The organism is Ochrobactrum chromiisoli (assembly GCF_026241335.1).
Taxonomy (GTDB): Bacteria; Pseudomonadota; Alphaproteobacteria; order Rhizobiales; family Rhizobiaceae; genus Brucella; species Brucella chromiisoli.
On record NZ_JAPHAV010000009.1, the window covers coordinates 63,298 to 87,944 of the forward strand.

Genomic DNA, 24,647 nt, shown 5'->3' on the forward strand with positions numbered 1-24,647 from the left:
CAGCGCCGTTGTTTTCCGGCACTATAGAAAATACTCGGGCCGCTCCTGCTTGATGACAGGCAGATCAATCAAAATCCCCTGAAGGTGCTGCCGCATGAATTGTTCGGCTCTCGCCACGTCTCCTGCGGCAATGGCATCAACCACCTCACGGTGTTGAGCGATCAGGCGCGCAACAGGAAAATGCATACTTGAAAGAAAACGCACCCGATCCATCTGGGCCTTCATTTCAACCACCACCCGCCAGGCTTTGCCTTTGTCAGCGCCTTCAGCAAGTGTGCGGTGGAATATTTCATCTGCATCCATGAAATCGCGAGCCGATCCGCCGATGAGCTCTTCTTGACGAACAAGCAATGCACGCAGTTCTGTGACAAGCGCTTCGTCAGGCGATTGGGCCAGAAGCTTCACAATGTCCGCCTCGACAGCCTCGCGAACGAAACGGGCATCCATAACCGCTTGCAGTGAAATTTTTGCAACAAACGTGCCTCGCTGAGGGCGAACCTCGAGCAAGCCTTCATTGGCAAGCGTAATAAAAGCTTCGCGTACGGGCTGGCGGCTGACGCCATATTGTTGAGCCACATCAGCTTCCGAAATCCGCGTGCCCGGCGACAATAAATTGTCAATGATGGCAGCCCGCAATGTTGCGTAAAGCTGATCCACGACACTGACATGCGTTGGTCGCACCAATGGGCTCTGCATGATTTAATCTCCTCATTTTCTGCTTATACCATACTACCATACCAGTCAATATGGGTGAGATTTGCCCCAACTATGAGGCCAAACGGCTAATCTGATCGATACCCGCTTCATTGCGATGGGATTTATGCTCTAACAGCTGGAAAATATACCCGTTCTCGCCATGACAAACTTCACGCGAAAACACCGTCAAGCCACGTTATCGTCACCATGGCCCGGAAGAATGATCGACACCGATGCGCCGCCGCCAGATCTATTTTGCAGGTCCAGCTTTCCGCCATGAGCGATCACGATCGCCTGAACCACTGAAAGCCCCAGCCCTGTTCCGCCAGTGGCTCGCGATCGCGATATTTCCCCGCGCCAAAATGGTTTCACTTCAACGCCACACATATCCTTTGGAAAGCCGGGACCACGATCCAGGATTCGAATTGCGACAAAACCATCATCCAGCTTGTCTATTTCGCATCGCAGGCTCGCGCCCGTTTCTGCATATCTGCAAGCATTCTCAAGAAGCGCCAAGATTGCTTGTCGGATACGCTGAGAATCTCCCGATACAACAACCGGCTGCAGCGCCGTTTCAACCGCAATATGACTTGTATCAAACATTGGCTTTGCAGAATGCAGAACACCTTCAATCAGTCCGGAAAGTTCTATCCGCTCGGTGTGGATGACAAGTTTCTGGCCGATTGCAAGGGATAATGTTCGAAGGTCTTCGACAATTCGCGACAATCCTTCAGCTTGCAAAAGAAGATTTTCCAAAGCCTTCTTTTCCATCGGAAAAACGCCATCAACCATGCCCTGCATTGTGCCGCGCAAAATCGTGAGCGGCGTGCGCAACTCGTGTGCAACGGCCATGTTATTGAATTGCAGCCTGTTTTCCATATCCTGTAGGCTTGTTGCAAGTGCATTGAAGCTATCAATAAGGCTCGACACTTCTATGGTGCTCTTATGAGAACCCGTCATTCGGACCGAAAAATCGCCCGACTTCAAAGCTTCAGCAACCACTGTTAACTGTTCAAGTGGCTGCGCAATTCTTCTCGCCAAATAGATCCCTATCGCACTGCAGATCAGTGCTGAAAGCAGGCCGGATACCAGAACTGAAACGTAAAGATGCCAATCTAAAGGTTCGGAAAGCCCATTGAGTGATTCAAATAGCTCTTTGAGGCCCGCTGTGTCAGGCAATACACCCGCATTCAAGTCCCGGTAGGCATTCGCCGCACCGCTTGGCAGTGTCTGTAACAGACTTTCCTCAAGATAGGACGAATACCAATTAACACCTACGTAAGCCAATCCGACACTGAGCAGCAGCATCGCAGCAATAATGACGGCTGTCTGTGTAGCGAGTGAAAGAGCAGGAAGCCTCATTTTGGATCACAAAAGCGGTAACCGATACCCCGCACCGCCGAAAAAAAGCCAGTCTGGCCCAGCTCTTCAAGCTTCCGCCTCAGATTTGAAATATGGGTGTCGACCGTCCGCTCAAGCGCTTCACTTTCCGGCAAGCAGGCGTCCAGAATATCGGCTCGTTCAAAAGCATGCGTCGGCCTGCGGATCATGTAAGCGAGAATACGAAACTCGCTCAGGGTGAGCTGTAAGGGGACACGCCTTTCATCTGTGTGTACAAAAGCCGAATATGCCTTGAAGTCGACTTCGAAATTGCCGAAACGGCGCACCGTCTCTGATAAGGCTGCGTTGGTTCTGCGAAGCACCGCTTTAACGCGTGCAACAACCTCCTGCGGATTGAACGGTTTCACAATATAATCATCCGCTCCCAAGCGCAGCCCACTGAGCCGATCCAGATCCTCTGCCAGTGCAGTTATCATAATAACGGGTGTGTTTTCAGCCTGACGTAAACGGCCAAGCACGGTAAAGCCATCCATTTTGGGGAGCCGCACATCGAGTAAAACGAGATCTGGCGAGAGAAGTGTATGATGTTGCAATGCTGTTTCACCATCAGCTGCGCGAACCGTCCGATATCCCTCCCGTTCCAGATAAGCACATAGAATTTGCGCGATTTCCGGCTCATCCTCGACGACCAGAATGAGGCTGTTTTCCACCTTGGGCTCCGAACTTCTATTATAGTCTATGTTTCAGGACGCGTTATGCCGGAGAAAAGGTCAACAAGCAATTTCCAAACAACAGATATGCAGATCTGCTGTTGTGCTTTGACAGGAGACAGATGTGTCCTCCATCATTTCTTGACAATCGGGGTACAAGTCGTGGCCATGTTAATTTTGCAAGGCTATCGAAATGCACAATCTTGTTTCCAGCGGCAGCGATATTTCTTATCGGGCGGATGTTGCCCAGCACAGATGGCTGTCCGCTTACACGACGCGTGCTATCGGCTTTCTTCTGGCATCCAGTCTCATTTTTATTATGTTTCCTGCGTTTGATTTGGCAGTTACACGCTTTTTTGCAACTGGCCACACCTTTCCGCTGTCGGAAAATTCAATCCTGCTGGCAATACGCAACGCCAACCGCCGCGCGATGATCTACCTGCTCGTTCTGATGTGTGTGCTCATATTTCTTTACGCTCTTAAGCCGCGAAAGTTTAAGCTCTTTCCCCCCCACAAGGCTTTTTTCGTCATTTTGACGTTTCTTATGGGGCCATTTCTTACAGTGCAGATTCTCAAAAATTTCATGGGACGTGCGCGGCCACGCAGCTTGGTTGAATTTGGCGGCTCGTTTGAGTTTACGCCTGTTTGGCAATATGCGGCTCAATGCGGTCGTAATTGTTCATTCCCTTCAGGGGAAGCGGCGACTGCGGCTGCAACACTTGCAATAATCGTATTGATACCGGCAAAATGGCGCGCGACAAGCGTGGCTATTCTCACACCCATTCTATTATTTGCATCGTTTAATCGTGTCATGTTTGGAGCCCATTTTCTTTCAGACGTTATCATCGCGTGGGGGCTCATGTGCTGCCTGATGGTTTGGCTTTGGAAGCGAATTGCAAACAATGCCCACCACATCGATTATCTGATTGAGAATTTCGGACGAAGAGCGCTGAAATGACCACACAAGTCTGGTCATCAACCTGTGGACCCGCACCTCATGGGCGAAAGCGCGTGTTTTGAGCTATCAACATCTTCAAGGGGATGTTTCAAACAACTCCTACAGCACGATTCCCCGAACCGCGCTTATGGTTTTGCATATAGTGGCCGTGATCCTACCTGATCCAGGCTTCCTCTTTGGCCATAAGAAGGCCGTTTATAACGAACGTAGAAAGGTCGTTCCATGAACTTCATTCTTATCGAGAAATATGTTGACGGCATCTGCGTGGAACAATTCAAACTACCCGCTGCCCCCTTGAAATTCCTGTCCCGACTATTGCCAAACCGCGCACTGCGTGAACTCCAGCATCGCGGGCTCGACATCATAGCACTGCTCAATGACACAGACCAAAATGCCGCTGTGCAATGGATGGAGGTTGGAGAGGGTAAAACCGTCAAACGCATCCGCATCTCACGTGTGACGTCCAGTCATACCATGGGTGATGGGAGCATAATCCGACCTGAGCGGGGTGAGGATGTCGGTCAGGCTTTGGGACACATCGAAAAGCTTAAAGCGCCGTCTGATTGAATCAGATCGGCGCTCTAAATATCTGTTTTAACGCATTATGCCCCGCAAAACCGCTTCGCACTTTTGCTGGAAATGCTCTTAAGAACCAAATGGCGAACCATGTCGATTAATGGTTGTGCCGAGGAGGTGTCTTCGAGAGCTGGCGGAATTTTTCCGCATCGCGGATTGTTGCGCCATCGGCGAGTTGGGTGACGGTCTGCCGATAGATCATCTGCCATGGCGTGGCATCCGCCGGTGTTTTTGGAATGCCGTCTGCTTTTCGGCGTGCAATCTCGGCATCATCCACCAACATATCGCACCGGCCTTCATTGAAGTCGATGCGAATGATATCGCCATTGCGCACCCAAGCCAGACCGCCGCCCGCAGCACTTTCCGGTGAAGCGTTAAGAATGGACGGACTGTCCGCTGTTCCCGATTGGCGACCGTCCCCGATCGTTGGCAGGCTCGTAATGCCACGTTTTAACAAGTGATCCGGTGGCTGCATATTGACGACTTCGGCAGAACCCGGCCAGCCGAGTGGACCAGCGCCCCGGATGACCAGAATGCAGCGCTCATCAATATCGAGCGCAGGATCATTGATGCGCTGATGATAATCCTCTGATCCGTCAAAAACGATGGCACGACCGTCGAAAACACCCTCGCGGCCCGGTTCAGACAAATAACGTTCGCGAAATTCCGGTGAGACAACGCTCATTTTCATGATGGCAAAATCAAACAGATTGCCCTTCATGACAAGGAAGCCCGCACGCTCCTTGAGCGGCTGTGCATAAGGGTAAATCACATCGCGATCGGAAGCTTGTCGACCTTCGAGATTTTCGGCAATCGTCTTTCCGGTAACACTTGCGCAGGACCCGTCAAGCTTTCCCGCCGAGAGCAGTTCCCACATGATTGCCGGAACACCGCCCGCCCGGTGGAATTTCTCACCCAGATATTCACCCGCTGGCTGGATATTGGCAAGCAGCGGGATGTCAAACCCCTCATCCTGCCAGTCTTCTGGCCTCAGTTCCACACCGGCATGTTTTGCCATCGCCATCAGATGTGGCTGCGCATTGGTTGAACCGCCAATCGCCGAATTGACCTTGATCGCATTGATGAATGATGCGCGCGTCAGAATACTGGATGGACGGATGTCTTCCAGCACCAGTTCGACCGCGCGGCGGCCTGTGCGGTACGCCATCTGGCCGCGCTCACGATAGGCCGCCGGAATGGCAGCGCAACCTGTAAGCGACATGCCAAGCGCCTCTGCCATAGCATTCATCGTCGATGCCGTTCCCATCGTATTGCAGTGGCCGACGGACGGCGCAGAACTCAGCGCTGCTTCAAGAAATTCTTCTTTGGTAATTTCACCCGCTGCATATTTGCGCCGCGACTGCCATATCACCGTGCCGGAGCCTACGAGCTTGCCCTCATGCCAGCCATCAAGCATAGGTCCGCCCGAAAACACGATTGCCGGAATATCAACAGTCGAAGCGGCCATCAAAGCGGATGGGGTGGTCTTGTCGCAACCCGTTGTCAGCACAACGCCATCAAGCGGATATCCATAGAGGATTTCAACCAGCGTCATATAGGCCAGATTTCGATCCAGCGCTGCCGTCGGGCGCTTGCAGTTTTCAAACAGCGGATGACTTGGAAACTCAATGACAATGCCGCCCGCGTCCCGGATACCGTCCCGGATACGCTTTGCAAGATCAAGATGATGTCGATTGCAGGGATTGAGATCGCTGCCAGACTGGGCAATACCAATGATTGGCTTGCCCGAACGCAATTCTTCAGGCGTGGTGCCATAATTCATGAAGCGCTCAAGATAGAGCGCTGTCAGATCCAGATGATCGGGATTATCGAACCAATCCTGAGAGCGTAGTCGACGCGGCGTGTTTCGATCATCATTCATTGGTCTTCCTCCCGCTCACGATTGTTGAGCCTCTCCAAATACATCAACAAGCCTGAGTGGTCCTTTTCCCCATGGCCGGATTCTACAAATGCGCGGAATTCATCACGAACTCCCTCGGTCAGCGGCAACTCAAGGGACAGAGTTTCAGCCATTGCTGCGACTGCATCCAGATCTTTCAATTGTAACCGTGAAGGTCCACCCGGCTCAAAACTGCGCTCTACCATGCGTTTGCCATGCAGTTCCAGAATGCGGCTTTCCGCAAAGCCACCACGAATGGCATCGCGAAACTTGCCGCGATCCGCACCACCGGCTTCCACCAGCATCATGGCTTCAGCAACGGCACCGATGGTGATTGCAACAATCTGCTGGTTGGCAAGCTTGCATATCTGCCCCGCACCCGAAGGCCCGACATGCGTAACACGGCCAAGAGCTGCAAACACATCCGCCAGTTCTTCAACAAGTGCCCCATCACCACCAGCCATGAGTGCAAGGGTTCCTGCCTCTGCTCCGACAGTCCCGCCGGAAACAGGGCAATCAATATGCCGGATACCCATTGCATTCAAATGCTGCGCATGTTCCCGCGCAATCGGTGGAGCGATAGACGAAGTATCAATGACAACGGCACCCGCCTTAAGCGCGGCTGCAACGCCCCCATCAAACAGCACCGCGCCGACCGCTTTGCCATCGGAGAGCATTGTAAAAACCAGATCGGCGTCTTTGACTGCTTCAACAGCGCTTGTGGCGACAATCGCACCCTTTTGGGCCAAGGGCTCGGCCTTTGTGTTGTCGCGATTCCACACAGAAACGCTATAACCAGCACCAAGCAGGCGTCGAACCATTGGCGCGCCCATAAGGCCTGTGCCAAGGAAAGCAATCTTGCGCGTCAAAGCGAACCTCCAAGCTCATCCTCAATATGAGCATGAATAATCTGGTCAAATGAGGTTTCTGCCTCAAAGCCCAACGCACGCGCGCGCTTGGCTTCAAAACCCGGCGCCCATCCCGCACACATCTTTATGATCATCTCATCCGGCTCGCGACGAATAAGCGCGACCGCTTTTTCACCGGCGATACGGCGTAATGCTTCGATCTGTTCTCCGACGGTGACGGAAAGACCCGGCATAAACAAATTGCGGCGCGCTCCAACGCGCTGAAGATCCATCGTCGCCCCATGAATGAGAAAGCCAACGGCAGAGCGCGGCGAAGCATGCCAATGACGAACGTCTTCGGATACGGGCAACACGGCTTCCTGCCCGATCAAGGGCTCACGCAAGATATTCGAGAAGAAGCCTGATGCGGCGGCATTGGGCTTGCCCGGACGAATGCAAATCGTCGGCAAGCGGATACCAATGCCATCGAAAAAGCCGCGCCGCGTATAATCCGACAACAGCAACTCGCAGATTGCCTTCTGCGTGCCATAACTGGTTAGTGGCGTCAGGTGAAACTCATCGGGAATAGGAAACGGCAGCGGCGCGCCGACAACTGCAATCGAAGACGTGAAAACAATGCGCGGAAAATAACCGTCTTCCATGTGCGCGTGGCGAACGGCATCAAACAGAAGGCGCGTGCCATCGAGATTGATCCGGTATCCCTTATCAAAATCAAGCTCTGCTTCACCCGAAACAATGGCCGCCAGATGAAAAATGATATCTGGGCGTGTTTCGATCAGCTTCTCAGCGGTGCCGGGTACAGAAAAATCGCCACTTTCAAGCCTGACCTTGCCTGTAAAACCTGCAGGCGATTCCGGCTTTACGGCATCGACCAGCGTCAGTGTTTCGATTGACTTGCCATCAAGGCCGCCATCTTTAACCAATCGCTGCGACAGCTTGCGGCCGACCATACCTGCCGCGCCTATAATCATAATATGCATTGTCTTCTCCTCCACGACAGGTCTTATTCGATTCTGTGTGCTCCAACACCACAAGCCCGAAAAAGTATTTGTAAGGTTGTCTGATAACCTTATATCATGCGCTTGAAAACCAAAATAATGAATTTGCCCTCTGCATCATCGAACAAGGCAGGCAGGCGGCTGGAGGAATCATGCAACTGGAAATCAGACCAACGAGCGCCGCTGACATCGCATCAGATCATGTGCAGGCGCTGGTCGCTCAATTGGGAGCAGACCTTGTTCTGTGCGGCGACGATATGGATCGCTATTGCCGGGACTGGCACGATGATGTGATTAGCAGTGCTCTTGCGGTGCTGCGTCCGCGCTCCACACAAGATGTGTCCGCATGCGTAAAAGCGGTGAGCGCGCGTGGACTTTCCATTGTCCCGCAAGGCGGCAATACCGGTCTTGTGCTTGGCGCAATACCCGATTCCCCAGCAACGCAGGTTGTTCTAAACCTTGAGCGCATGACAACGGTGCGCAGCATTGATGCCGATGATTTTTCGGCAGTCGTCGAGGCTGGCTGCATTCTGTCGGAATTCAAGGACAGGGTTGAAGCGGCTGGAATGTTCTTTCCACTTGCGCTGGGCGCACAGGGGTCTTGTCGCATTGGCGGCAATGTGTCCACCAATGCAGGCGGCATTAATGTGCTGCGCTATGGCATGACGCGTGAACTCGTCCTCGGTCTGGAAGTTGTGCTACCGGATGGCTCCATTTTCGATGGCCTTTCAACGCTGCGCAAAGATAACCGCGGTATAGACCTGAAGCAGCTGTTCATTGGCGCTGAGGGCACTTTGGGCATCATTACAGCCGTTGCCGTCAAGCTTATGCCGCATCCTGAACAGGTCACGACCGCGCTGCTCGGACTGAATTCTCTTGATGATGCGATCGCGCTCTATCGCCGCGCACGATATGATTGTTGCGACTTGATGTCGGCATTCGAGTTCATGCCACCTCTTGCCTTCACTCTGGCACGCGAAGCAATGCCGGATTTGGCCCTACCGATGGATGGAAATTACCCGGCCTATGTGCTGATGGAAATTTCCGGCTCCGGCCTGATCGATATTGAAGACCTCATGCAGCGCTTTCTTGAAAACGTCATGCAGGATGGTCTTGTTGTGGACGGGGTTATTGCAACTTCGCATGACCAATCCCGTAAACTGTGGCTGTTCCGCGAAGGAATGAATGAAGGTCAGGCCAAGCGTGGGCCACATCTGCGGACAGACGTTTCTGTGCCATTGTCGCGCCTCGCCGATTTTGTCCGTGACGCAGAAGCTGCCGTTTATGCTTCTCTTCCAGAGTGCATTTGCGTGTCTTACGGTCATGTTGGCGACGGCAATGTTCACCTCAATGTTCTGCCGCCCATGATGCTTGATCGCAAAGAGATTGATGCCTGCATTTATGCAGCCAAAAACATCATCAATGATGTGCTCGAACGTTACCAAGGCTCAATCAGCGCAGAACATGGGATTGGCCGTCTGAAGCGTCCAGATTTTGAAAAACGCCTGCCTGATATTCGCAGGCAGTTGCTGAGCAAGATCAAGACTGCAATTGATCCGGCTCACGTGATGAATCCGGGCTGCCAATTGAGCTTTCCTGTGAACTCTCAAGCAAGCGCCTGAAGAATATACACAGGCGCGCTGCATGCGGGCGGACTTTGCGCACATAATATGTGGGGAACCTTTGCCTGCATGCGTTGCTGCGAAGCGCGGAGCGACGGTCAATCTCTATCGATGTTTTTTGCGGGCCCGCTGATAACGCAGACAACCGTTTAAAGTTAAGCTTTAACAGACGATCACTGAACACGTAATTTCAGTTCTGGACAGGGAAACAAACTCCAACTAAAACAGTTGGCACGGTTGTCAGACATCCTGACAATAAGGCAGCGTCGGTTTTGGAGGCCGCTGTCTTATAAGATGAGCATAGCCTTGTTCCATGTGGAGGAGAAGGCCAGCAAGCGACCTGTTTGTCGCTAAATGTTGAGTCGTATGTTTCCCTGTGCCGGAGACAGGAAACAAATAATTGTAGCTTCCATTGGAGGGAGGCTATCGGGAGGAGGGTCGCTTGAATTCAAAGCATTCGCTGAGTGCACTCAGAATTTTGCCTGCCAATGTGCAAAATGCTATTTTGTTCGACCGCGTCTCTGCGCCGAATACAAAAGGCATGATGTCATGATCAAGAAGCTAACTGATCTGTTTTTCCGATTTCTGGCGCTGCTTATGATTTTGGCGCTGGCAAGCATGGCACTGATGGTTTTCATCAATGTTGTCCTTCGCTATGGCATGAATTCAGGCATTGCCATTTCCGATGAAATGTCCCGATACTTTTTTGTCTGGCTGACCTTTATTGGTGCCGTCGTTGCACACCGTGAAAACCTGCATATGGGTGTGGAAACGGTCGTTTCACGCTTTGGGCGAACCGGCAGAATTGTTCTCATGGGCTTTTCCAACCTGATCATTCTGGGCGTTTCGGCGGTCCTGTTTTGGGGAACCTGGCAGCAACTACCAATCAACGCCTCCATGGTCGCGCCTGTGAGCGGTCTTTCCATGGGCTGGGTTTACGGCATCGGATTGTTCACGGGCGCCGGCATTTTCCTGATTTCGCTTGAAAGACTGTTCCGCATTGTAACGGGCCGCATCACCGAAGACGAAATTTCTGCCTTCGCGGGTGAACATACTAGCATTGAAAAACTCTCGGAGCGTGCCTGATGACTCTTCTCGTATTCATTGGATCGCTCGTCGGCGCCATGGCCATCGGCGTACCGGTCGCTTTTGCACTTATGCTCTGTGGTGTCGCGCTGATGTGGCACATGGACATGTTCAATACGCAGATCATTGCGCAGAACATGATTGCAGGCGCTGATACATTCACACTGCTGGCGATCCCTTTCTTCATTCTCGCTGGTGAGTTGATGAACTCAGGCGGCCTGTCCCGCCGGATCATTGATTTTGCAATTGCCTGCGTTGGTCATATTCGCGGTGGATTGGGCATCGTCGCCATTTTCGCGGCCATCATCATGGCGTCGATTTCCGGCTCTGCGGCTGCCGACACTGCAGCACTTGCTGCCATTCTCATTCCGATGATGGCCAAGGCGGGTTATAATGTTCCTCGCTCTGCCGGCCTTATTGCTGCAGGCGGCATTATTGCGCCGGTCATTCCACCTTCAATGGCCTTCATTGTCTTCGGTGTCGCCGCCAATGTCTCCATCACCAAACTTTTCATGGCAGGCATCTTCCCCGGCATCTTGATGGGAATCTGTCTCATCATCACCTGGCTGTTGGTTGTCCGGAAGGACAAAGTCGAAACTCTTCCTCGCGTTTCAGGCAAAGAGCGCCTGAAAGCCAGTGGTCGCGCTGCATGGGCACTTGGCATGCCTGTCATCATTCTGGGTGGCATCCGGGCCGGAATTGTAACGCCCACTGAGGCGGCGGTCGTTGCGGCCATGTACGCCCTCTTTGTGGGCATGTTCATTTACCGCGAACTCAAGATTACCGATCTTGGTCACGTGTTTCTTCGAGCCGCGAAAACAACGTCTGTTGTTATGTTCCTTGTCTGCGCGGCTCTCGTGTCTGCCTGGCTTATTACAGCAGCGAATATTCCGGCTGAGATCAGCAATTATATCGAACCACTGATCGACCGTCCGACCTTGTTGCTCTTCGTGATCATGCTTCTGGTTCTGGTTGTGGGTACAGCACTTGATCTGACACCCACGATTCTGATCTTAACGCCGGTTCTGATGCCGATTATCCAAAAAGCAGGTATTGACCCTGTTTATTTCGGCGTTCTCTTTATCATGAACACATCTATCGGCCTTCTCACACCACCGGTTGGTGTTGTGCTGAACGTCGTCTCCGGCGTTGGCCGCGTGCCGCTCGGTCGTGTCATAACAGGCGTTTTTCCGTTCTTGATTGCCGAGATTTGCGTATTGCTCCTTCTGGTTCTGTTCCCAAGTCTCGTTCTTGTTCCTGCCAGCTGGCTCTATTGAGCCACTGGTTTCTTCTACTTTCTATAACTCTGGGAGGATACTTATGAGAAAATTCCTAATCGCAACAACCGCACTGGTTTCTGCCGTTGCAACGTTTGCCATTGCACCAGCGCAGGCTGAATTCAAGAGCCGCAATATCCGCGTCTCCAATGGCATCAATGCTGATCACCCGGTTGGCGATGGCATCAAGGCAATGCAGGCATGTCTTGATGAAAAATCGGATGGAAAGCTGAAGCTGACCGCATTCTGGGGTGGCGCTTTAGGCGGTGATCTTCAGGCAACGCAGGCTCTGCGTTCTGGCGTTCAGGAAGCCGTTGTCACGTCCTCTTCGCCTCTGGTTGGCATTGTTCCAGCACTCGGCGTCTTCGATCTTCCGTTCCTGTTCGCCAACGCTGAAGAAGCCTATACCGTCATGGATGGTGAATTCGGCGATCTTCTGAATGAAAAGCTCGATGCAGCAGGTCTGGTTAATCTGGGTTATTGGGAGAACGGCTTCCGCAACCTGTCCAACTCCAAGCGCCCAGTCAACAAATGGGAAGATCTTGAAGGTATGAAAGTTCGCGTTATGCAGAACAATATCTTCCTCGATACATTCAAAAATTTTGGCGCCAATGCCACTCCAATGGCCTTTGGTGAAGTTTTCTCCGCGCTGGAAACAAAGGCGATTGATGCACAGGAAAATCCCTATGTGACAATCGACACCTCTAAATTTTATGAAGTGCAGGAATATGTTTCCGAAACAAAACACGCTTACACACCATTTCTTTTCTTGTTCTCCAAGCCCATCTTCAACACCTATTCTCCTGAAGAACAGGCTGCTCTGAAGGAATGTGCCAGCGTTGGTCGCGATGTCGAACGCAGCGTGATTGCCGAACTGAACAAGAAGTCGCTGGCAAAAATCGAAGCGGCTGGCGTTAAATTCAACACGATCACGCCCGAAGAACATGCCCGCATCCTCGAAAAGTCTCAGGTGATCTACGAAAAGCATAAGGCTGACATCGGCCCGGATATCGTTGACCGCGTTCAGAGCATCCTCGCTGATCTGCGCAAGTAAATCTAAGCACCAATGCAAAAAGGAAAGCCCGCAGTGTTCATTCACCGCGGGCTTTTTTCATTGAGAAGTTTTTGAAAGATAAAGAATACGCTTTCAGGCTTCCCGCTTTACCCGTTGTTCACGGAAGAAGATGAACAACCCTGATCCCACGATGAGCACTGCGCCGATCATCATGCTTGTTCTCGGAACATCTCCAAAGAACATCCAGCCAAACAGCACAGCCCACAACAAAAGCGTATATTGCAACGGAGCGACTGTTGCCGCATCGGATATTTTCAATGCGCGATTAACGAGCATATGCGCAGCCATCGCAACGATTCCCAAAAGCAGCATGAGTGCAAGATCGGTAGACGTTTCCATCGGCCGCCAGTCAAACGGCGCAAAAATGAAGCCCGCGATCAGCGCACCCATTAATTGAAAGAAAACCAGCGTCTTGTCCGGTGTGGCGCGTAGGCTGCGGCCTGAGACCATCATGAAAGCAAAGGCAATCGTACCGAGAATTGAAATAATTGCGGGCGCGGTAAACATGGCACTGGAAGGATTAAGCGCGATAATCACCCCCACGAAACCGATACCAATGGCTGTCCAGCGACGCCAGCCAACTTTTTCGCCAAGCAGAAAAGGCGAAGCCGCCGCCACATAGATCGGAGCGGCCAACCAATATGTCATAACATCAGCCAGCGGCAGATACATGACCGCATAGTAGAACGCAAAGACCTCCAAGGTCGAAAAGAAAACACGTGCTGCTTGCAGCAAAGGTTTTTCTGCTCTCACAATGGGTTGAAGCCCAGCCCGCCAAAGAAAGGGCGCCAAAATTATAAGCGCCGCAACGCTGCGAATGAGAATAACCTGACCAACGCTGTAACTGGCGACAAGCCATTTACCCATTGCATCGTTTAATGAAAACATCAGCATGCCGATAAGCATAATAGCCGGTCCGGCGATTGCTGGCATGGCGCTACCGCCGTGGTGTGGTTGCGTGGTGGCAGACATGGAGCCTCCGATCATGACTGTAAGTTAAATTGCTCGACCTTATATCGAGGCTGTATCTGAAACCCGGCGGCTTACCGTGAATGCTTTGTCCAGCTCCGGGTTTAATGCCATACCAAGACCCGGGCCGGGCGGCACCGTAATCATGCCGTTCTTCACCTCTGGCAAAGCCGTGACAAGATCGCGATACCAGGTCCGATAAAAGGCACGGACACTCTCCTGCACCAGTGCGTTCGGCGCATTGAGCGAAAGATGGGTCGAAGCACACAACACCACCGGACCAGTACAGTCATGGGGGGCAACAGGCAGATGCCACGCTTCAGCCATGGACGCAATTTTCCGCGCTTCCGACAATCCGCCGCACCAGGAAATATCCAGCATGACAATGCCCGCAACGCCGGTTTCAAGATAATCGCGAAAGCCCCATCGCGAGGCCAGCGTTTCAGATGCGGAAATGGGCGCAGGAGAAACGTCTGCATAGCGTTTGAGACTGGAGAGACTGTCCATCTTGATGGGGTCTTCATGCCAGAAAGTGCCATAAGGCGTCAGCGCTTTTGCGATCTGCATCGCGGGCAAAAGCTGCCACATGGAGTGGAATTCCACCATAATATCGATGCGATCGCCAACGGCCTTGCGGATTTTTTCAAAAGGCTCAAGCGCTGCTTTCATATCCGACGATGCGATATATTGACCGCGCGTTTTTTCCGCAGCAGCATCAAAAGGCCAGATTTTCATAGCCGTGATGCCCTCTTCAAGAAGAGAGTGGGCCAATTCATCTGCCCTGTGCAGAAAGCCATTCAGATCATCATAATCACGACCGGTTGAAAGGCCATAATTGCCCGTGGTCTGACCCGTCGCTTTCTTGATATATTCCGTGCCTGCACAGGTGTTGTATGTTCGGATTTCGCGGCGGGTGAACCCACCCAAAAGCTGCGCGATTGGCTGGTTTGTCGCTTTGCCGAAGATATCCCATAAGGCGATATCAAAGGCCGAGTTGCCGCGCACTTCCGCTCCAGATGAGCGAAAGCCGACATAGCCCACAAGGTCAGATGCCAGACGGTCTATTTCGAGTGGATCGCGGCCAATAACCCGTGGTGCAACATATTCATGGATGTAAGCTTCAACAGTTTCCGCACCGAAAAATGTTTCGCCAAGTCCGGTGATCCCCTCATCCGTATGAACAAGAACCCACAGCAGATTGGCGCGCTCTGCCACACGCACAGTTTCCAGTGCGGTAATCTTCATCAGTTCCTCCTCTTGCTCCCAAGGTCCTCCTTACATGGCCTTGCTATCCGGCTCAAGCCGACTGATCAAACTATTCATTTAATTGGCATTTTGAGCATCAGACTTTGAAAGCGCAACTGAACTTTCATGGGCCGGGTGCGATGCTCCTGCAATCTCGAAAGCCTTAAGCATATTTTCATGCGGAAAAACGGAAAAAACCGCATATCGATTTTTTAAAACGCCGTTTTGGGGTTCTCCCGCTGTTCAACTTTGTGTCTGTTATCGATAGCATTTAAGCAAGAATATGCGTACCAAAGACCATTCATGCGTCTGAATATCTGGGAGAAACTTATGACATTTCCGCTGTTCAACCTGTCGGGAAAACTGGCGCTGATAACGGGGTCAAATCAGGGCATTGGCTTCGCGCTCGCACAAGGTCTGGCGGAACATGGCGCGGAGGTCGTCATCAACGGCCGCAATCAGGCCAAAGTCGAAACTGCGGTGAAGATCCTGCAAGATGCAGGTCATAAAGCGCATATCTCCACCTTCGATGTGACTAATCGTGAAGCCGTCAAAGCAGGCGTCGATGCTATCGAGCGCGACATCGGCGCAATTGAGATTCTGATCAACAATGCGGGAATGCAGCATCGTGCACCGCTTGAGGATTTCCCGGAAGACAAATGGCTGCAACTGCTGGAAACCAATGTTTCAAGTGTCTTCTATGTCGGCAAGGCTGTTGGGCGTCATATGATCGGTCGCAAACGCGGCAAGATCATCAATATCGCGTCCGTGCAAAGCGAACTCGCCCGCCCGTCAATCGCGCCCTATACCGCAACCAAAGGTGCCGTGCGCAACCTGACACGCGGCATGGCAACCGACTGGGCCAAACACGGGCTCCAGATCAATGCAATTGCACCGGGCTACTTCAAAACACCACTCAATCAGGCGTTGGTCGATAATCCTGACTTCACCGGCTGGCTGGAAAAGCGGACACCGGCGGGCCGCTGGGGGAATGTCGAAGAACTGGTCGGCGCTGCGGTCTATCTTAGCGGCAGCGCCTCTTCCTTCGTCAATGGCCAGGTGCTTCATGTTGATGGCGGCATGACCGCAAGCGTTTGACGCCTAGAACATTTCCTGTTTTGATTGAATCATTGGAAATGCTCTATCGGTTTGTTTCCACGCATTATCCCACGCAAAACCGCTTCGGGCTTTTCGGAATGTGCTCTAGTAAAGCAGACGAGTGCGTATTGTGCCCGGAATCTCGCGCATAGCCTGAAGAACCTCGTCAGCATGATCTTCCATTGCATCCCCCTCAATCACGACATAACCAACCTCGCCATCGGTCTGCAAAAACTGGCTGATAATGTTGATATTATGCGATGAGAAGATATTGACCAAACTGTTGAGAATGCCCGGACGGTTTTCATGCACATGCATGAAACGCGTGCCGTTTGGACGTGCAGGCAATTGCACCTGTGGGAAATTGACCGCACCGAGCGTCGAACCCACATCGGAATATTCCACCAGCTTGCGGCTGACTTCCATGCCGATGCGCTCCTGCGCCTCTTCGGTGGAGCCACCGATATGCGGTGTGAGAATGACATTCTCCAGCCCCTGCAACGGCGAAACGAACGGATCCTTGTTGGATGCTGGCTCAACCGGGAAAACGTCAATCGCAGCCCCTGCGAGGTGACCTTCCTTGAGAACCTTGGCGAGTGCTTCCAGATCGACCACAGAACCACGCGCATTGTTGATGAGGAAAGCCCCCTTCTTCATCTTGCGCAGCTTGGCTTCGGTGATCATCTTGGCCGTCGACTTGTTCGATGGCACATGCAGGCTGATCACGTCCGAAATTTCAAGCAGCTCATCAAGTGTTTCGGTCGGGATCACGTTGCCATATTGCAGTTTGTCGGTCATGTCGAAGTAGCGGACCGTCATACCGAGGCTTTCAGCCAGATTGCCAACCTGGGAACCGATATTGCCATAGCCAACAATGCCCAGCGTCTTGCCACGCACTTCGCGGCTGCCCGTGGCACTCTTGTCCCAGCCGCCGCTATGCGCAGAAGTGGAGCGCGGGAAAATGCGCCGCATAAGCATGATGATTTCGCCAATCACCAACTCGGCAACGGAGCGTGTATTCGAGAAAGGCGCATTGAAAACCGGGACACCGCGCTTACGCGCTGCTTTCAGATCAACCTGATTGGTGCCTACCGAAAAACATCCGACGGCAATCAGACGCTGCGCTGCTGCAAACACTTCATCGGTGAGCTGCGTGCGCGAGCGAATACCCACGATATGTGCGGACGAAATTGCTTCAATCAGATCAGCCTTGTCCAGTGCTTTTGGCAAATGAACGACATTGGTGTAGCCGGACGATTTGAAATAATCGACAGCAGACTGGTTGATACCTTCGAGAAGAAGAACATTGATACGCTCACGCGCGAATGAAAGACGTGCAGTCATGTTGGGGGCTTCCAGGCTTCGGCTATGCTGATGAATTCGCCATATAAGGTTGTCGACATTGATCGCGAGAGCGACTTAGCATCCAAAGCGCAAGAAAAAAACCAAATTCGACGACAATTGACCAATTGACGTCGTATTTGGATAATCATTCCTCATTCGCAGGCTATGCACCGATAAATATGCTTAAAACAGCGTTTAAGCGTCGCTTGGAAGCGCGTTAAAAAATGAACAAAGAAAAAATCTGGTCCCTATTCCTTAAAGCATAATCCTCATCGGCAACGTTCGTACAAAAGTGTTGGGCAAGTGCCCGTCACGTTCTGCGCTTGGTTGCAACCATGAAAGCATCGAGTTCTGCGCGTGTTCCCGCCCCCTCCATCGGCCCCCGTCGCGTAACATTACGCGCACCGGCGGCACAGGCGTAGTTAAGCGCAACATCGGGCGACAGACCCAGCCTGCGGCAAGCAACATAAGCGCCGCCAAAGCAATCACCTGCGCCGGTGGGATCGATTTCATCAACGATAAACGCGCTCTGATGAAGCTGCGTCCCATCGGCTGCAAAATAACTTGCACCCTCGCCACCGCGCTTGAGTACGATCTCTTTCACGCCCAGCTTGAACAGATGCCCGATTGCGTTGGCCTCGCCTTCAACCCCTGCCGCAAGCTCAAGCTCTTCGCCAGATGGCAGCAACAGATCCGTCATGGAAATCAACCGTGCAAAAAACTGCGCCGTATCTGCATCCTGTTTAATTTCCTTACGCAGATTGGGATCAACAGAGAGCGTCCCGCCCCGCGCCTTGATGATAGTAACCGCTTGTTCGATTACTCCGCGCGCCGCAGGCATCGACAGTGCCGATCCCATGACGTGCAGATGCCCGGCACGGTGCGCAAGCTTTTCAACATTGGCGGTCCAGCCAAAGCGAGACGCAGCAGACTGTACAATATTGAAAACAAAATCGCGCGACCCATCAGATCGATAGCGCACAAAAGCACTACCGGTCGGAAAATCCTTATCAATGGATATGCCCGCAACATCGACTCCATCATTCTCAAGACGCGTGATATTCACACGTCCAAAATCGTCGTCTCCCACACATCCAACCATAGCGGACTGATTGCCCATACGCGCGCATTGCGAAATGAAAATTGCCGGAGCGCCACTTGGATAAGGACCAATCAGTGGCTGTGCTTCGAAAAAGCCGTCGCCCACGGTTGTTGCAACGATCTCGACCAGTATTTCGCCAGCGCAAATGGTGGGGCCAAGATCATCCGGGGAGAGCACAGAAAACGTCATTCTTATTCACTCGCTATGTCGTTGACGAAGTTAAAGGTCGGTAACCGTTGGCAGAATAAATAAACTTCAGACATTTTGAAGCGTGAAAGCCAAAAAGACCGTAAAGAAAAAGCGGCTGTCATCGTCACAGCCGCCCCGTTCTCATCTATTTTCAGATCGTTTAATTCGCAGGCAGATCGGAAAAATCACCCTGGCGCATAAAGGCAATACCGTTCTGGTCAAACAGATGGCAGAATTGCGCGTCGATACCAATTTTGCTTGCTGCATCGCTGCTGACAGGTGCCGTGCCCGGCGTAATGATGCAGAAGGCTTCGCTCATGCCTTCCGGCACGCTGTAAACAATCGTCTGCTGTCCGAGGCGTTCAACGACAGATGGCTGCACGCTGATCATTACCGGGCGCGGCGGCGGCTCCGTTGAAGATGTCGGCATGGTCATGGGCTTCGTTGCCGGCCTTGAAGCGGTGCTTATGTTGCTCTGGGCGCGTATCGGACGCAGCAAAAGCCAGATCAGCATCTTCTTTGTCGCGTCGGTTCTTTATGCAATCTATCTGGTCTGGCTTGCATTCCTCACCACACGATGGAAGATTTACGCAGCATCAGCAATCGGGGGGATCGGCACAGCGCTTTTTGCAATTGGCACAAGCGTTGCTGGCTATGGAACCGTCTCCATTATGGGGGCTATGGCGGGATTGGCGAGTGTCGCAATACTGGCGAAGGTAGAGTACAATAAGAACTGAGGGGGATGCCTTGAACCGGATAATACTGGAAGTATGCGTTGATGATGCCGAAGGTCTTGATGCCGCAATCAAAGGCGGTGCAGACCGGATTGAACTTTGTTCAGCACTCGCAATCGGCGGACTGACGCCTTCCATTGGCCTGATGCAGCTTGCAGCCAAAGCGCCAATTCCGATCATGGTAATGATACGGCCCCGCGCCGGCAGTTTCGTGTGGTCGGAAGATGAATTGCAGATCATGGAAGCCGAAATTGCAGCAACCCGCTCACTTGGTCTCGCAGGCGTGGTGATTGGCGCCAATCTGCCCGATGGCAAGCTTGATAGGCCAGCCCTGAAAAGGCTGGTGAATGCAGCCGATGGTCTTGAAATTGCTCTGCATCGCTCAATTGACCTTACCCCTGACACAGCGGAAGCGGTGCAAATGGCGGCTGAGCTTGGAATCAACCGGATTTTGAGTTCAGGCGGTGCTTTGAAAGCCACATCCGGTCTTGAACGCCTTGCTAAAATGCAGCGTGCTGCCAAAGACAAAATAACCATCATGCCGGGTTCTGGCGTGAATATGGGCACAGTTGCAGCCATCGCCGCTGCCCTGCCTGATCTCGCCGAAATTCATGCATCTTGCAGCGCCGCAATCGACACGGACGAAACCTTACTGAATTTTGGCTTTGCTGTGCCCGGCGCAACAAGAACCACATCCGCAAAAGTAGCCGAATTGCGTGCAGCGCTTGATGCCGTTGCCGACGGCAGACAGCCGCCTTCCTGATTGTGAAGGAAAAGCAAAAGTAACTTGTGTTGACATAAACAGAAGACATTAGAAATTTGTGTTGAAGTAAAGTTTTCTTTTAACTAGACAACTACGACACAAGGAAAGGGCCGGAGTTGCAGCCGACAGAAGACCTCTATCAGACTGTGCAAGCGGCAGTGCCGGAGCTTACTCCGAAGCTGCGCGGCATATGCCTGTTGATCGAAAATGATCCGGTAGGTTTCATTCGCTCCACGGCACGCGAATTGTGCAATCAACTTGGCACGTCAGAGCCGACGCTCATCCGCTTCTGCCAGCGCTTTGGCTATGCAGGGCTTGCCGATTTCCGCATTGATCTTGCCTTGTCACTTGCCCAGCGTCCTGGTCTCGTTCCCACAGGCGTGGAAGCCAATCCGGTTGACCGCCGTGCCGTCAATTTCGACGCCAAGGATGCCATTGGACGCAGGGCGGTTCATTTGCTCGAAGGCGATACTTCGGTGCTGTTTGATAACGGCTCAAGCGCCGAGCGTCTGGCCGCTCACCTTGGCAATCTCGCACCGCTCATCGTCATGACCCGCAGTCTCGACGTCGCACAAAGTGTGCTGCGTCACAAACAGCATCAGGTGATGCTGACCGGCGGCAGCATACGCCGTGAGACCATGTCCTTCTCCGGACGACTGGTTGAAACTGCCCTTTCTGAAATGCGCTTCGACACCTTTGTGATGGGGGCGGACAGTATCGATCCGGAAACCGGTGTGAGCACTTTCCTGGAAGACGAAGCCCACGAAAACCGTGCGATGATCGAAGCCTCGGGCCGCATCATCGTGCTGGCCGATAAAAACAAATTCAGCAAACCACGGCTGCATCGTATCTGCGCAATGGATCGGATTACGGCCATCGTAACCGATCTTGAGCCCAATCACGACATGGCCAACCGCATCCGCGAGCGCGGCGTGCGTGTCATCAGTACTCAAGAGGACGGTATTCATGACTAAACTGGAAACGAGCCATACCTGGCAGGAAATTCACGCACAGCCGGGTATCTGGCAGGCATGGGCTGCTCCGCTTGCCAAACAGTCGGCTGAAATCCGCGCATGGATCGCCGCCAAGGGTATCAAGCATATCGTTTTCAGCGGCGCCGGCACCTCGGCCTTTATCGGTCAGGCACTGGCATCAGCCAAGACTGGCGCGATTTCGCTCGAAGCAATTCCAACCACCGACATTGTTTCCAATCCGTCTGAAACACTGTCCAACGATGCGGAACTGCTCGTTGTGCAATTTGGCCGCAGCGGCAACAGCTCGGAAACCATTGCAACGCTCGACCTGCTGGACGCGCATTTCCCAAAGGCGCACCGCCTCAACATTACTTGCAATGGCAAAAGCGCACTGGCCGTTCGCAAAGCGAAAGGTCCGGGCGACCAGCGCGTGATCGTTCTGCCGGAAGCAACGCATGATCAGGCATTTGCCATGACGTCGAGCTATACGACCATGCTTTTATCGGCGCTCGCCTGCATTGATGACACGGTGGATGTCGCGGACAAGCTTAACAAGCTCTCGGCTGCAGGCGCAAAAGCGATAGCAAAGCTCGACGCAATGTCTGCCCCACATCCAGAACGCGCGATTTTCCTGGGCTCCGGTGCACTGACCGGAGTTTCACGCGAAAGCGCACTCAAGGTTCTGGAATTGACTGCTGGTCAGGTTATGACCAACTGGGACAGCACGCTTGGCTTCCGTCACGGACCAAAGGCTTCTGTTGTCGGCAATACCCGCGTTGTGGTTTTCATTCACCCGGATCAGCACACCGCGCGTTATGATCGCGACATTGCCGTTGAGATTGCGCAGCAGTTCCCTTCCGCAACCGTGACCACTGTTGGCGGCGAAGGTTGTGATCTTGCGCTTGATCTGACTGGCGACAGCCGCTGGGATGCCGTGCTTTATGTGCTTCTGGCGCAGATCTGGTCTGCCCGCTGGTCGGCTGAACTTAATCTTAACATCGACAACCCGTTTATTGATCAGGGCAACCTGACACGCGTTGTTTCCGGCGTTAAGATCTACCCGTTTACAGCATGAAACACGAGGTCAGCATGATCTGCGGCGCCATTGATCTGGGCGGCACCAAAATTGAGGGTCGCCTGTTCGACGCAAATATGGAAACGGTTCTGACACGGCGCATTCCAACGCCTGTCAGCGACTTCGATGCTTTCATCGATGGCTTGTCCGCGCAGATTGAATGGCTGACCGAAACGGCGGGCAACCCAAACCTGCCCGTCGGCATCAGCCTGCCCGGCTGGATTGATCCGGCCACCGGCCACGGCTTTGCATCCAATATTCCGATCACCGGTCGCGATGTGGGCGCAGCGCTTCAGAAACGTTTCGGGCGCAGCTTTCCGCTGATGAACGACTGTATGGCTTTCGCCTATTCGGAAGCGCATGGCGGTGCAGCCGAAGGAAGCGAAGCAATGATTGGCCTGATTGTCGGCACCGGCATGGGCGCTGGTGTTGTCATCAACGGCGAGATTCCGCCGCGCTATAATGGTCTTGCACTGGAAATTGGTCATACGGGTATGCCTGCGCGAATCTTAAGCGAGCAGAGCCTTCCGCTGATCCCTTGCGGCTGCGGCAAGACAGGTTGTATGGAACGCTATGTTTCCGGCACGGGCCTTGCTGCTATTTCCCAAATTAAGCTCAATGAGACCATCTCCAATCAGGAACTGACATTGCGCGCGTCCAATGGCGATGCGAACGCAGAAAAGGTGCTCGATGACTGGGCTGACCTGATGGCGGAATCGCTTCTGACCATGCAGCTTGTTGTCGACCCGGATTGTTTTGTGTTGGGCGGCGGCCTGTCCAATATGGATGGCGTCACTGAGCGCGTTTCAAAAGCATTTGAAAAGCGCAAACTTGGCCCCACACGTATCCCTGCCATCAGAACTGCACGTTTCGGTGATAGTTCGGGCGCACGCGGCGTTGCCCTATACGCCTTAAATAAATCAGGAGAAAGCCAATGACTCGTCTCGTCGCCCCCGATTATGTATTTCTGAACGGGCGGCTTCAGACTGGTCTCGTGGCCGAGATCGGCACTTCTGGTATCACGCGCCTTCGTCCGCGCAAATCGGACGAGACGTCCGATCTCACGCCGCATGTGCTGATGCCAGCCTGTATCGACCTTCAGGTCAATGGTGCGGGCGGCGTCATGCTCAATTCCGACACCAGCGCCAAAGGCATCGCGCATATCGTTTCAACATTGCGCAAACTTGGCACGGGCTGGGTTCTGCCAACCCTGATTACCTGTGAGCCGGAACGCATGATCGAGGCCGCCCATGCAGCAGTCGAGTGCAAGGGCATGGATGGCTTCTTCGGCCTCCACATCGAAGGTCCGCATCTTAATCCTGCCCGCAAAGGCACCCATCGCATTGAATTCATTCGCCCGATGGATGCATCCACGCTTGAAGCGCTCAAAATTCTGCGCAAAGCGGATGTGCCTGTCATGCTCACGCTTGCACCGGAAATGGTACCGGGCGACACGATCCGCGAGATTGCTGATATGGGTGTCGTGGTTTCCGCCGGCCACACCAATGGCACAACGGAACAGGCGCGCGCCGGGCTTGCCGCAGGTGTGAGTTGCTTCACCCATCTTTACAATGCCATGCCGCCAATGACATCGCGTGAGCCGGGCGTGGTTGGCACAGCAATCGGCAGCGATGCTTTTGTCGGCATCATTGTTGATGGGCATCATGTGACATGGGAAATGGTCGGCATCGCATGGCGTGCACGCCCGAAGCGTGACCGCATGTTCCTTGTATCAGACGCCATGTCCACCATTGGCGGCCCGGATCATTTCGAACTTTATGGCGAGCGGATTGAAGTGCGCGATGGCGCATTGGTTAATGCAGCCGGATCACTTGCAGGTGCGCATATCGATATGGTCGGCTGTCTTGCTAATCTCGTTCAGCATGTCGGCGTGCCGCTTGAAGAAGCCATTCGCGCGGCCTGTGTTGTGCCTGCCGATGTGATGGGCAAAGCTGCCCCCAACCTTGGTGCAGGCACGCCACTACCAGAGCTTCTCGCTTTGGACGGCAATTTGAAACGCATTTCTCTCTGAAATTTTTGTTATAC

24 protein-coding genes are annotated in these 24,647 nt (G+C 53.0%); 13 read left to right on the top strand and 11 right to left on the bottom strand.

From position 1 onward, the window contains the following. Positions 1 to 21 precede the first annotated feature (21 nt). From OPR82_RS15890 to OPR82_RS15900, 3 genes are all read right to left on the bottom strand, one after another. Complete coding sequence (locus tag OPR82_RS15890) at positions 22 to 696, bottom strand: GntR family transcriptional regulator (RefSeq protein ID WP_265985913.1); 675 nt, start codon at positions 694 to 696, stop codon at positions 22 to 24. A gap of 186 nt (positions 697 to 882) precedes the next feature. Then, positions 883 to 2,058 carry an ATP-binding protein gene (locus tag OPR82_RS15895; RefSeq protein WP_265985914.1) on the bottom strand — a complete coding sequence of 392 codons (1,176 nt, stop codon included), beginning with the start codon at positions 2,056 to 2,058 and terminating at the stop codon, positions 883 to 885. Continuing rightward, complete coding sequence (locus tag OPR82_RS15900) at positions 2,055 to 2,747, bottom strand: response regulator (protein ID WP_265985915.1); 693 nt, start codon at positions 2,745 to 2,747, stop codon at positions 2,055 to 2,057. Before OPR82_RS15900 ends, OPR82_RS15895 begins: the two co-directional genes overlap by 4 nt. A gap of 193 nt (positions 2,748 to 2,940) precedes the next feature. Between OPR82_RS15900 and OPR82_RS15905 the strand changes: the two genes are divergently transcribed. After that, the gene (locus OPR82_RS15905; RefSeq protein WP_265985916.1) at positions 2,941 to 3,705 is read left to right on the top strand and encodes a phosphatase PAP2 family protein; all 765 of its coding nucleotides are present in this window, start codon (positions 2,941 to 2,943) and stop codon (positions 3,703 to 3,705) included. Positions 3,706 to 3,927: 222 nt separating this feature from the next. After that, positions 3,928 to 4,272 carry a hypothetical protein gene (locus OPR82_RS15910; RefSeq protein ID WP_265985917.1) on the top strand — a complete coding sequence of 115 codons (345 nt, stop codon included), beginning with the start codon at positions 3,928 to 3,930 and terminating at the stop codon, positions 4,270 to 4,272. Positions 4,273 to 4,378: 106 nt separating this feature from the next. On the opposite strand, the gene OPR82_RS15915 is transcribed toward OPR82_RS15910, so the two are convergent. Genes OPR82_RS15915 through denD form a run of 3 tightly spaced genes read right to left on the bottom strand, consistent with a single transcriptional unit; the run spans position 4,379 to position 8,030 of the window. Beyond that, a complete protein-coding gene (locus tag OPR82_RS15915) occupies positions 4,379 to 6,163 on the bottom strand; it encodes an IlvD/Edd family dehydratase (protein ID WP_265985918.1) in 1,785 nt (594 codons plus the stop codon). After that, positions 6,160 to 7,050, bottom strand: a complete 891-nt coding sequence (locus OPR82_RS15920) for an NAD(P)-dependent oxidoreductase (RefSeq protein ID WP_265985919.1) — start codon at positions 7,048 to 7,050, stop codon at positions 6,160 to 6,162. The genes OPR82_RS15915 and OPR82_RS15920 overlap by 4 nt, the downstream gene beginning before the upstream one ends. Beyond that, on the bottom strand, positions 7,047 to 8,030 hold the full coding sequence (gene denD / locus OPR82_RS15925; protein WP_265985920.1) for a D-erythronate dehydrogenase: 984 nt from the start codon (positions 8,028 to 8,030) through the stop codon (positions 7,047 to 7,049). The genes OPR82_RS15920 and denD overlap by 4 nt, the downstream gene beginning before the upstream one ends. Positions 8,031 to 8,200: 170 nt before the next feature. Here denD and OPR82_RS15930 point away from each other — a divergent pair, with 170 nt between their 5' ends. From OPR82_RS15930 to OPR82_RS15945, 4 genes are all read left to right on the top strand, one after another. Then, complete coding sequence (locus OPR82_RS15930; RefSeq protein ID WP_265985921.1) at positions 8,201 to 9,670, top strand: FAD-binding oxidoreductase; 1,470 nt, start codon at positions 8,201 to 8,203, stop codon at positions 9,668 to 9,670. Between the two features lie 549 nt (positions 9,671 to 10,219). Beyond that, the gene (locus OPR82_RS15935) at positions 10,220 to 10,756 is read left to right on the top strand and encodes a TRAP transporter small permease (RefSeq protein WP_396998342.1); all 537 of its coding nucleotides are present in this window, start codon (positions 10,220 to 10,222) and stop codon (positions 10,754 to 10,756) included. Further along, positions 10,756 to 12,033 (top strand): TRAP transporter large permease, encoded by a 1,278-nt coding sequence (locus OPR82_RS15940; RefSeq protein ID WP_265985922.1) that lies wholly within the window; start codon positions 10,756 to 10,758, stop codon positions 12,031 to 12,033. The genes OPR82_RS15935 and OPR82_RS15940 overlap by 1 nt, the downstream gene beginning before the upstream one ends. 43 nt (positions 12,034 to 12,076) lie before the next feature. Then, positions 12,077 to 13,087, top strand: coding sequence for a TRAP transporter substrate-binding protein (locus tag OPR82_RS15945; protein ID WP_265985923.1), 1,011 nt, complete (start codon positions 12,077 to 12,079; stop codon positions 13,085 to 13,087). 93 nt (positions 13,088 to 13,180) lie between these two features. On the opposite strand, the gene OPR82_RS15950 is transcribed toward OPR82_RS15945, so the two are convergent. Beyond that, the gene (locus tag OPR82_RS15950) at positions 13,181 to 14,080 is read right to left on the bottom strand and encodes a DMT family transporter (protein ID WP_396998340.1); all 900 of its coding nucleotides are present in this window, start codon (positions 14,078 to 14,080) and stop codon (positions 13,181 to 13,183) included. Between the two features lie 39 nt (positions 14,081 to 14,119). Next, positions 14,120 to 15,322, bottom strand: a complete 1,203-nt coding sequence (locus OPR82_RS15955) for a mandelate racemase/muconate lactonizing enzyme family protein (RefSeq protein WP_265985924.1) — start codon at positions 15,320 to 15,322, stop codon at positions 14,120 to 14,122. Between the two features lie 330 nt (positions 15,323 to 15,652). Between OPR82_RS15955 and OPR82_RS15960 the strand changes: the two genes are divergently transcribed. Beyond that, positions 15,653 to 16,420: an SDR family oxidoreductase gene (locus tag OPR82_RS15960; RefSeq protein WP_265985925.1), complete on the top strand. Its 768-nt coding sequence runs from the start codon at positions 15,653 to 15,655 to the stop codon at positions 16,418 to 16,420. Between the two features lie 105 nt (positions 16,421 to 16,525). Here the strand turns inward: OPR82_RS15960 and serA are convergent, their stop codons facing one another. From serA to OPR82_RS15975, 3 genes are all read right to left on the bottom strand, one after another. Then, positions 16,526 to 17,764, bottom strand: a complete 1,239-nt coding sequence (gene serA, locus OPR82_RS15965) for a phosphoglycerate dehydrogenase (RefSeq protein ID WP_265985926.1) — start codon at positions 17,762 to 17,764, stop codon at positions 16,526 to 16,528. 310 nt (positions 17,765 to 18,074) lie between these two features. Beyond that, on the bottom strand, positions 18,075 to 19,055 hold the full coding sequence (locus tag OPR82_RS15970) for a tagatose kinase (protein ID WP_265985927.1): 981 nt from the start codon (positions 19,053 to 19,055) through the stop codon (positions 18,075 to 18,077). Positions 19,056 to 19,215: 160 nt separating this feature from the next. Beyond that, positions 19,216 to 19,491, bottom strand: coding sequence for a hypothetical protein (locus OPR82_RS15975; protein ID WP_265985928.1), 276 nt, complete (start codon positions 19,489 to 19,491; stop codon positions 19,216 to 19,218). Here OPR82_RS15975 and OPR82_RS15980 point away from each other — a divergent pair. The 6 genes from OPR82_RS15980 (at position 19,484) to nagA (ending at position 24,633) form a co-directional block, all read left to right on the top strand. Beyond that, positions 19,484 to 19,792 carry a hypothetical protein gene (locus OPR82_RS15980; RefSeq protein WP_265985929.1) on the top strand — a complete coding sequence of 103 codons (309 nt, stop codon included), beginning with the start codon at positions 19,484 to 19,486 and terminating at the stop codon, positions 19,790 to 19,792. The genes OPR82_RS15975 and OPR82_RS15980 overlap by 8 nt on opposite strands. A 10-nt stretch (positions 19,793 to 19,802) precedes the next feature. After that, positions 19,803 to 20,552, top strand: coding sequence for a copper homeostasis protein CutC (locus OPR82_RS15985; RefSeq protein ID WP_265985930.1), 750 nt, complete (start codon positions 19,803 to 19,805; stop codon positions 20,550 to 20,552). A 116-nt stretch (positions 20,553 to 20,668) separates the two neighbouring features. After that, entirely contained in the window at positions 20,669 to 21,526 is an 858-nt protein-coding gene (locus OPR82_RS15990; RefSeq protein ID WP_265985931.1) for a DeoR/GlpR family DNA-binding transcription regulator, read from the top strand. After that, complete coding sequence (locus tag OPR82_RS15995) at positions 21,519 to 22,601, top strand: SIS domain-containing protein (RefSeq protein WP_265985932.1); 1,083 nt, start codon at positions 21,519 to 21,521, stop codon at positions 22,599 to 22,601. Before OPR82_RS15990 ends, OPR82_RS15995 begins: the two co-directional genes overlap by 8 nt. A 14-nt stretch (positions 22,602 to 22,615) precedes the next feature. Continuing rightward, positions 22,616 to 23,539 carry an ROK family protein gene (locus OPR82_RS16000; RefSeq protein WP_265985933.1) on the top strand — a complete coding sequence of 308 codons (924 nt, stop codon included), beginning with the start codon at positions 22,616 to 22,618 and terminating at the stop codon, positions 23,537 to 23,539. Beyond that, the gene (nagA, locus tag OPR82_RS16005) at positions 23,536 to 24,633 is read left to right on the top strand and encodes an N-acetylglucosamine-6-phosphate deacetylase (RefSeq protein ID WP_265985934.1); all 1,098 of its coding nucleotides are present in this window, start codon (positions 23,536 to 23,538) and stop codon (positions 24,631 to 24,633) included. Before OPR82_RS16000 ends, nagA begins: the two co-directional genes overlap by 4 nt. Positions 24,634 to 24,647 lie beyond the last annotated feature (14 nt).

What these genes read in the sequence shown, in the direction of transcription:
- OPR82_RS15890 (WP_265985913.1), bottom strand. Translation starts at nt 696, where the DNA reads ATGCAGAGCCCATTGGTGCGACCAACGCATGTCAGTGTCGTGGATCAG.
- OPR82_RS15895 (WP_265985914.1), bottom strand. Translation starts at nt 2,058, where the DNA reads ATGAGGCTTCCTGCTCTTTCACTCGCTACACAGACAGCCGTCATTATT.
- OPR82_RS15905 (WP_265985916.1), top strand. Translation starts at nt 2,941, where the DNA reads ATGCACAATCTTGTTTCCAGCGGCAGCGATATTTCTTATCGGGCGGAT.
- OPR82_RS15910 (WP_265985917.1), top strand. Translation starts at nt 3,928, where the DNA reads ATGAACTTCATTCTTATCGAGAAATATGTTGACGGCATCTGCGTGGAA.
- OPR82_RS15915 (WP_265985918.1), bottom strand. Translation starts at nt 6,163, where the DNA reads ATGAATGATGATCGAAACACGCCGCGTCGACTACGCTCTCAGGATTGG.
- denD (WP_265985920.1), bottom strand. Translation starts at nt 8,030, where the DNA reads ATGCATATTATGATTATAGGCGCGGCAGGTATGGTCGGCCGCAAGCTG.
- OPR82_RS15930 (WP_265985921.1), top strand. Translation starts at nt 8,201, where the DNA reads ATGCAACTGGAAATCAGACCAACGAGCGCCGCTGACATCGCATCAGAT.
- OPR82_RS15935 (WP_396998342.1), top strand. Translation starts at nt 10,220, where the DNA reads ATGATCAAGAAGCTAACTGATCTGTTTTTCCGATTTCTGGCGCTGCTT.
- OPR82_RS15940 (WP_265985922.1), top strand. Translation starts at nt 10,756, where the DNA reads ATGACTCTTCTCGTATTCATTGGATCGCTCGTCGGCGCCATGGCCATC.
- OPR82_RS15945 (WP_265985923.1), top strand. Translation starts at nt 12,077, where the DNA reads ATGAGAAAATTCCTAATCGCAACAACCGCACTGGTTTCTGCCGTTGCA.
- OPR82_RS15950 (WP_396998340.1), bottom strand. Translation starts at nt 14,080, where the DNA reads ATGTCTGCCACCACGCAACCACACCACGGCGGTAGCGCCATGCCAGCA.
- OPR82_RS15955 (WP_265985924.1), bottom strand. Translation starts at nt 15,322, where the DNA reads ATGAAGATTACCGCACTGGAAACTGTGCGTGTGGCAGAGCGCGCCAAT.
- OPR82_RS15960 (WP_265985925.1), top strand. Translation starts at nt 15,653, where the DNA reads ATGACATTTCCGCTGTTCAACCTGTCGGGAAAACTGGCGCTGATAACG.
- serA (WP_265985926.1), bottom strand. Translation starts at nt 17,764, where the DNA reads ATGACTGCACGTCTTTCATTCGCGCGTGAGCGTATCAATGTTCTTCTT.
- OPR82_RS15970 (WP_265985927.1), bottom strand. Translation starts at nt 19,055, where the DNA reads ATGACGTTTTCTGTGCTCTCCCCGGATGATCTTGGCCCCACCATTTGC.
- OPR82_RS15980 (WP_265985929.1), top strand. Translation starts at nt 19,484, where the DNA reads ATGGTCATGGGCTTCGTTGCCGGCCTTGAAGCGGTGCTTATGTTGCTC.
- OPR82_RS15975 (WP_265985928.1), bottom strand. Translation starts at nt 19,491, where the DNA reads ATGACCATGCCGACATCTTCAACGGAGCCGCCGCCGCGCCCGGTAATG.
- OPR82_RS15995 (WP_265985932.1), top strand. Translation starts at nt 21,519, where the DNA reads ATGACTAAACTGGAAACGAGCCATACCTGGCAGGAAATTCACGCACAG.
- OPR82_RS16000 (WP_265985933.1), top strand. Translation starts at nt 22,616, where the DNA reads ATGATCTGCGGCGCCATTGATCTGGGCGGCACCAAAATTGAGGGTCGC.
- nagA (WP_265985934.1), top strand. Translation starts at nt 23,536, where the DNA reads ATGACTCGTCTCGTCGCCCCCGATTATGTATTTCTGAACGGGCGGCTT.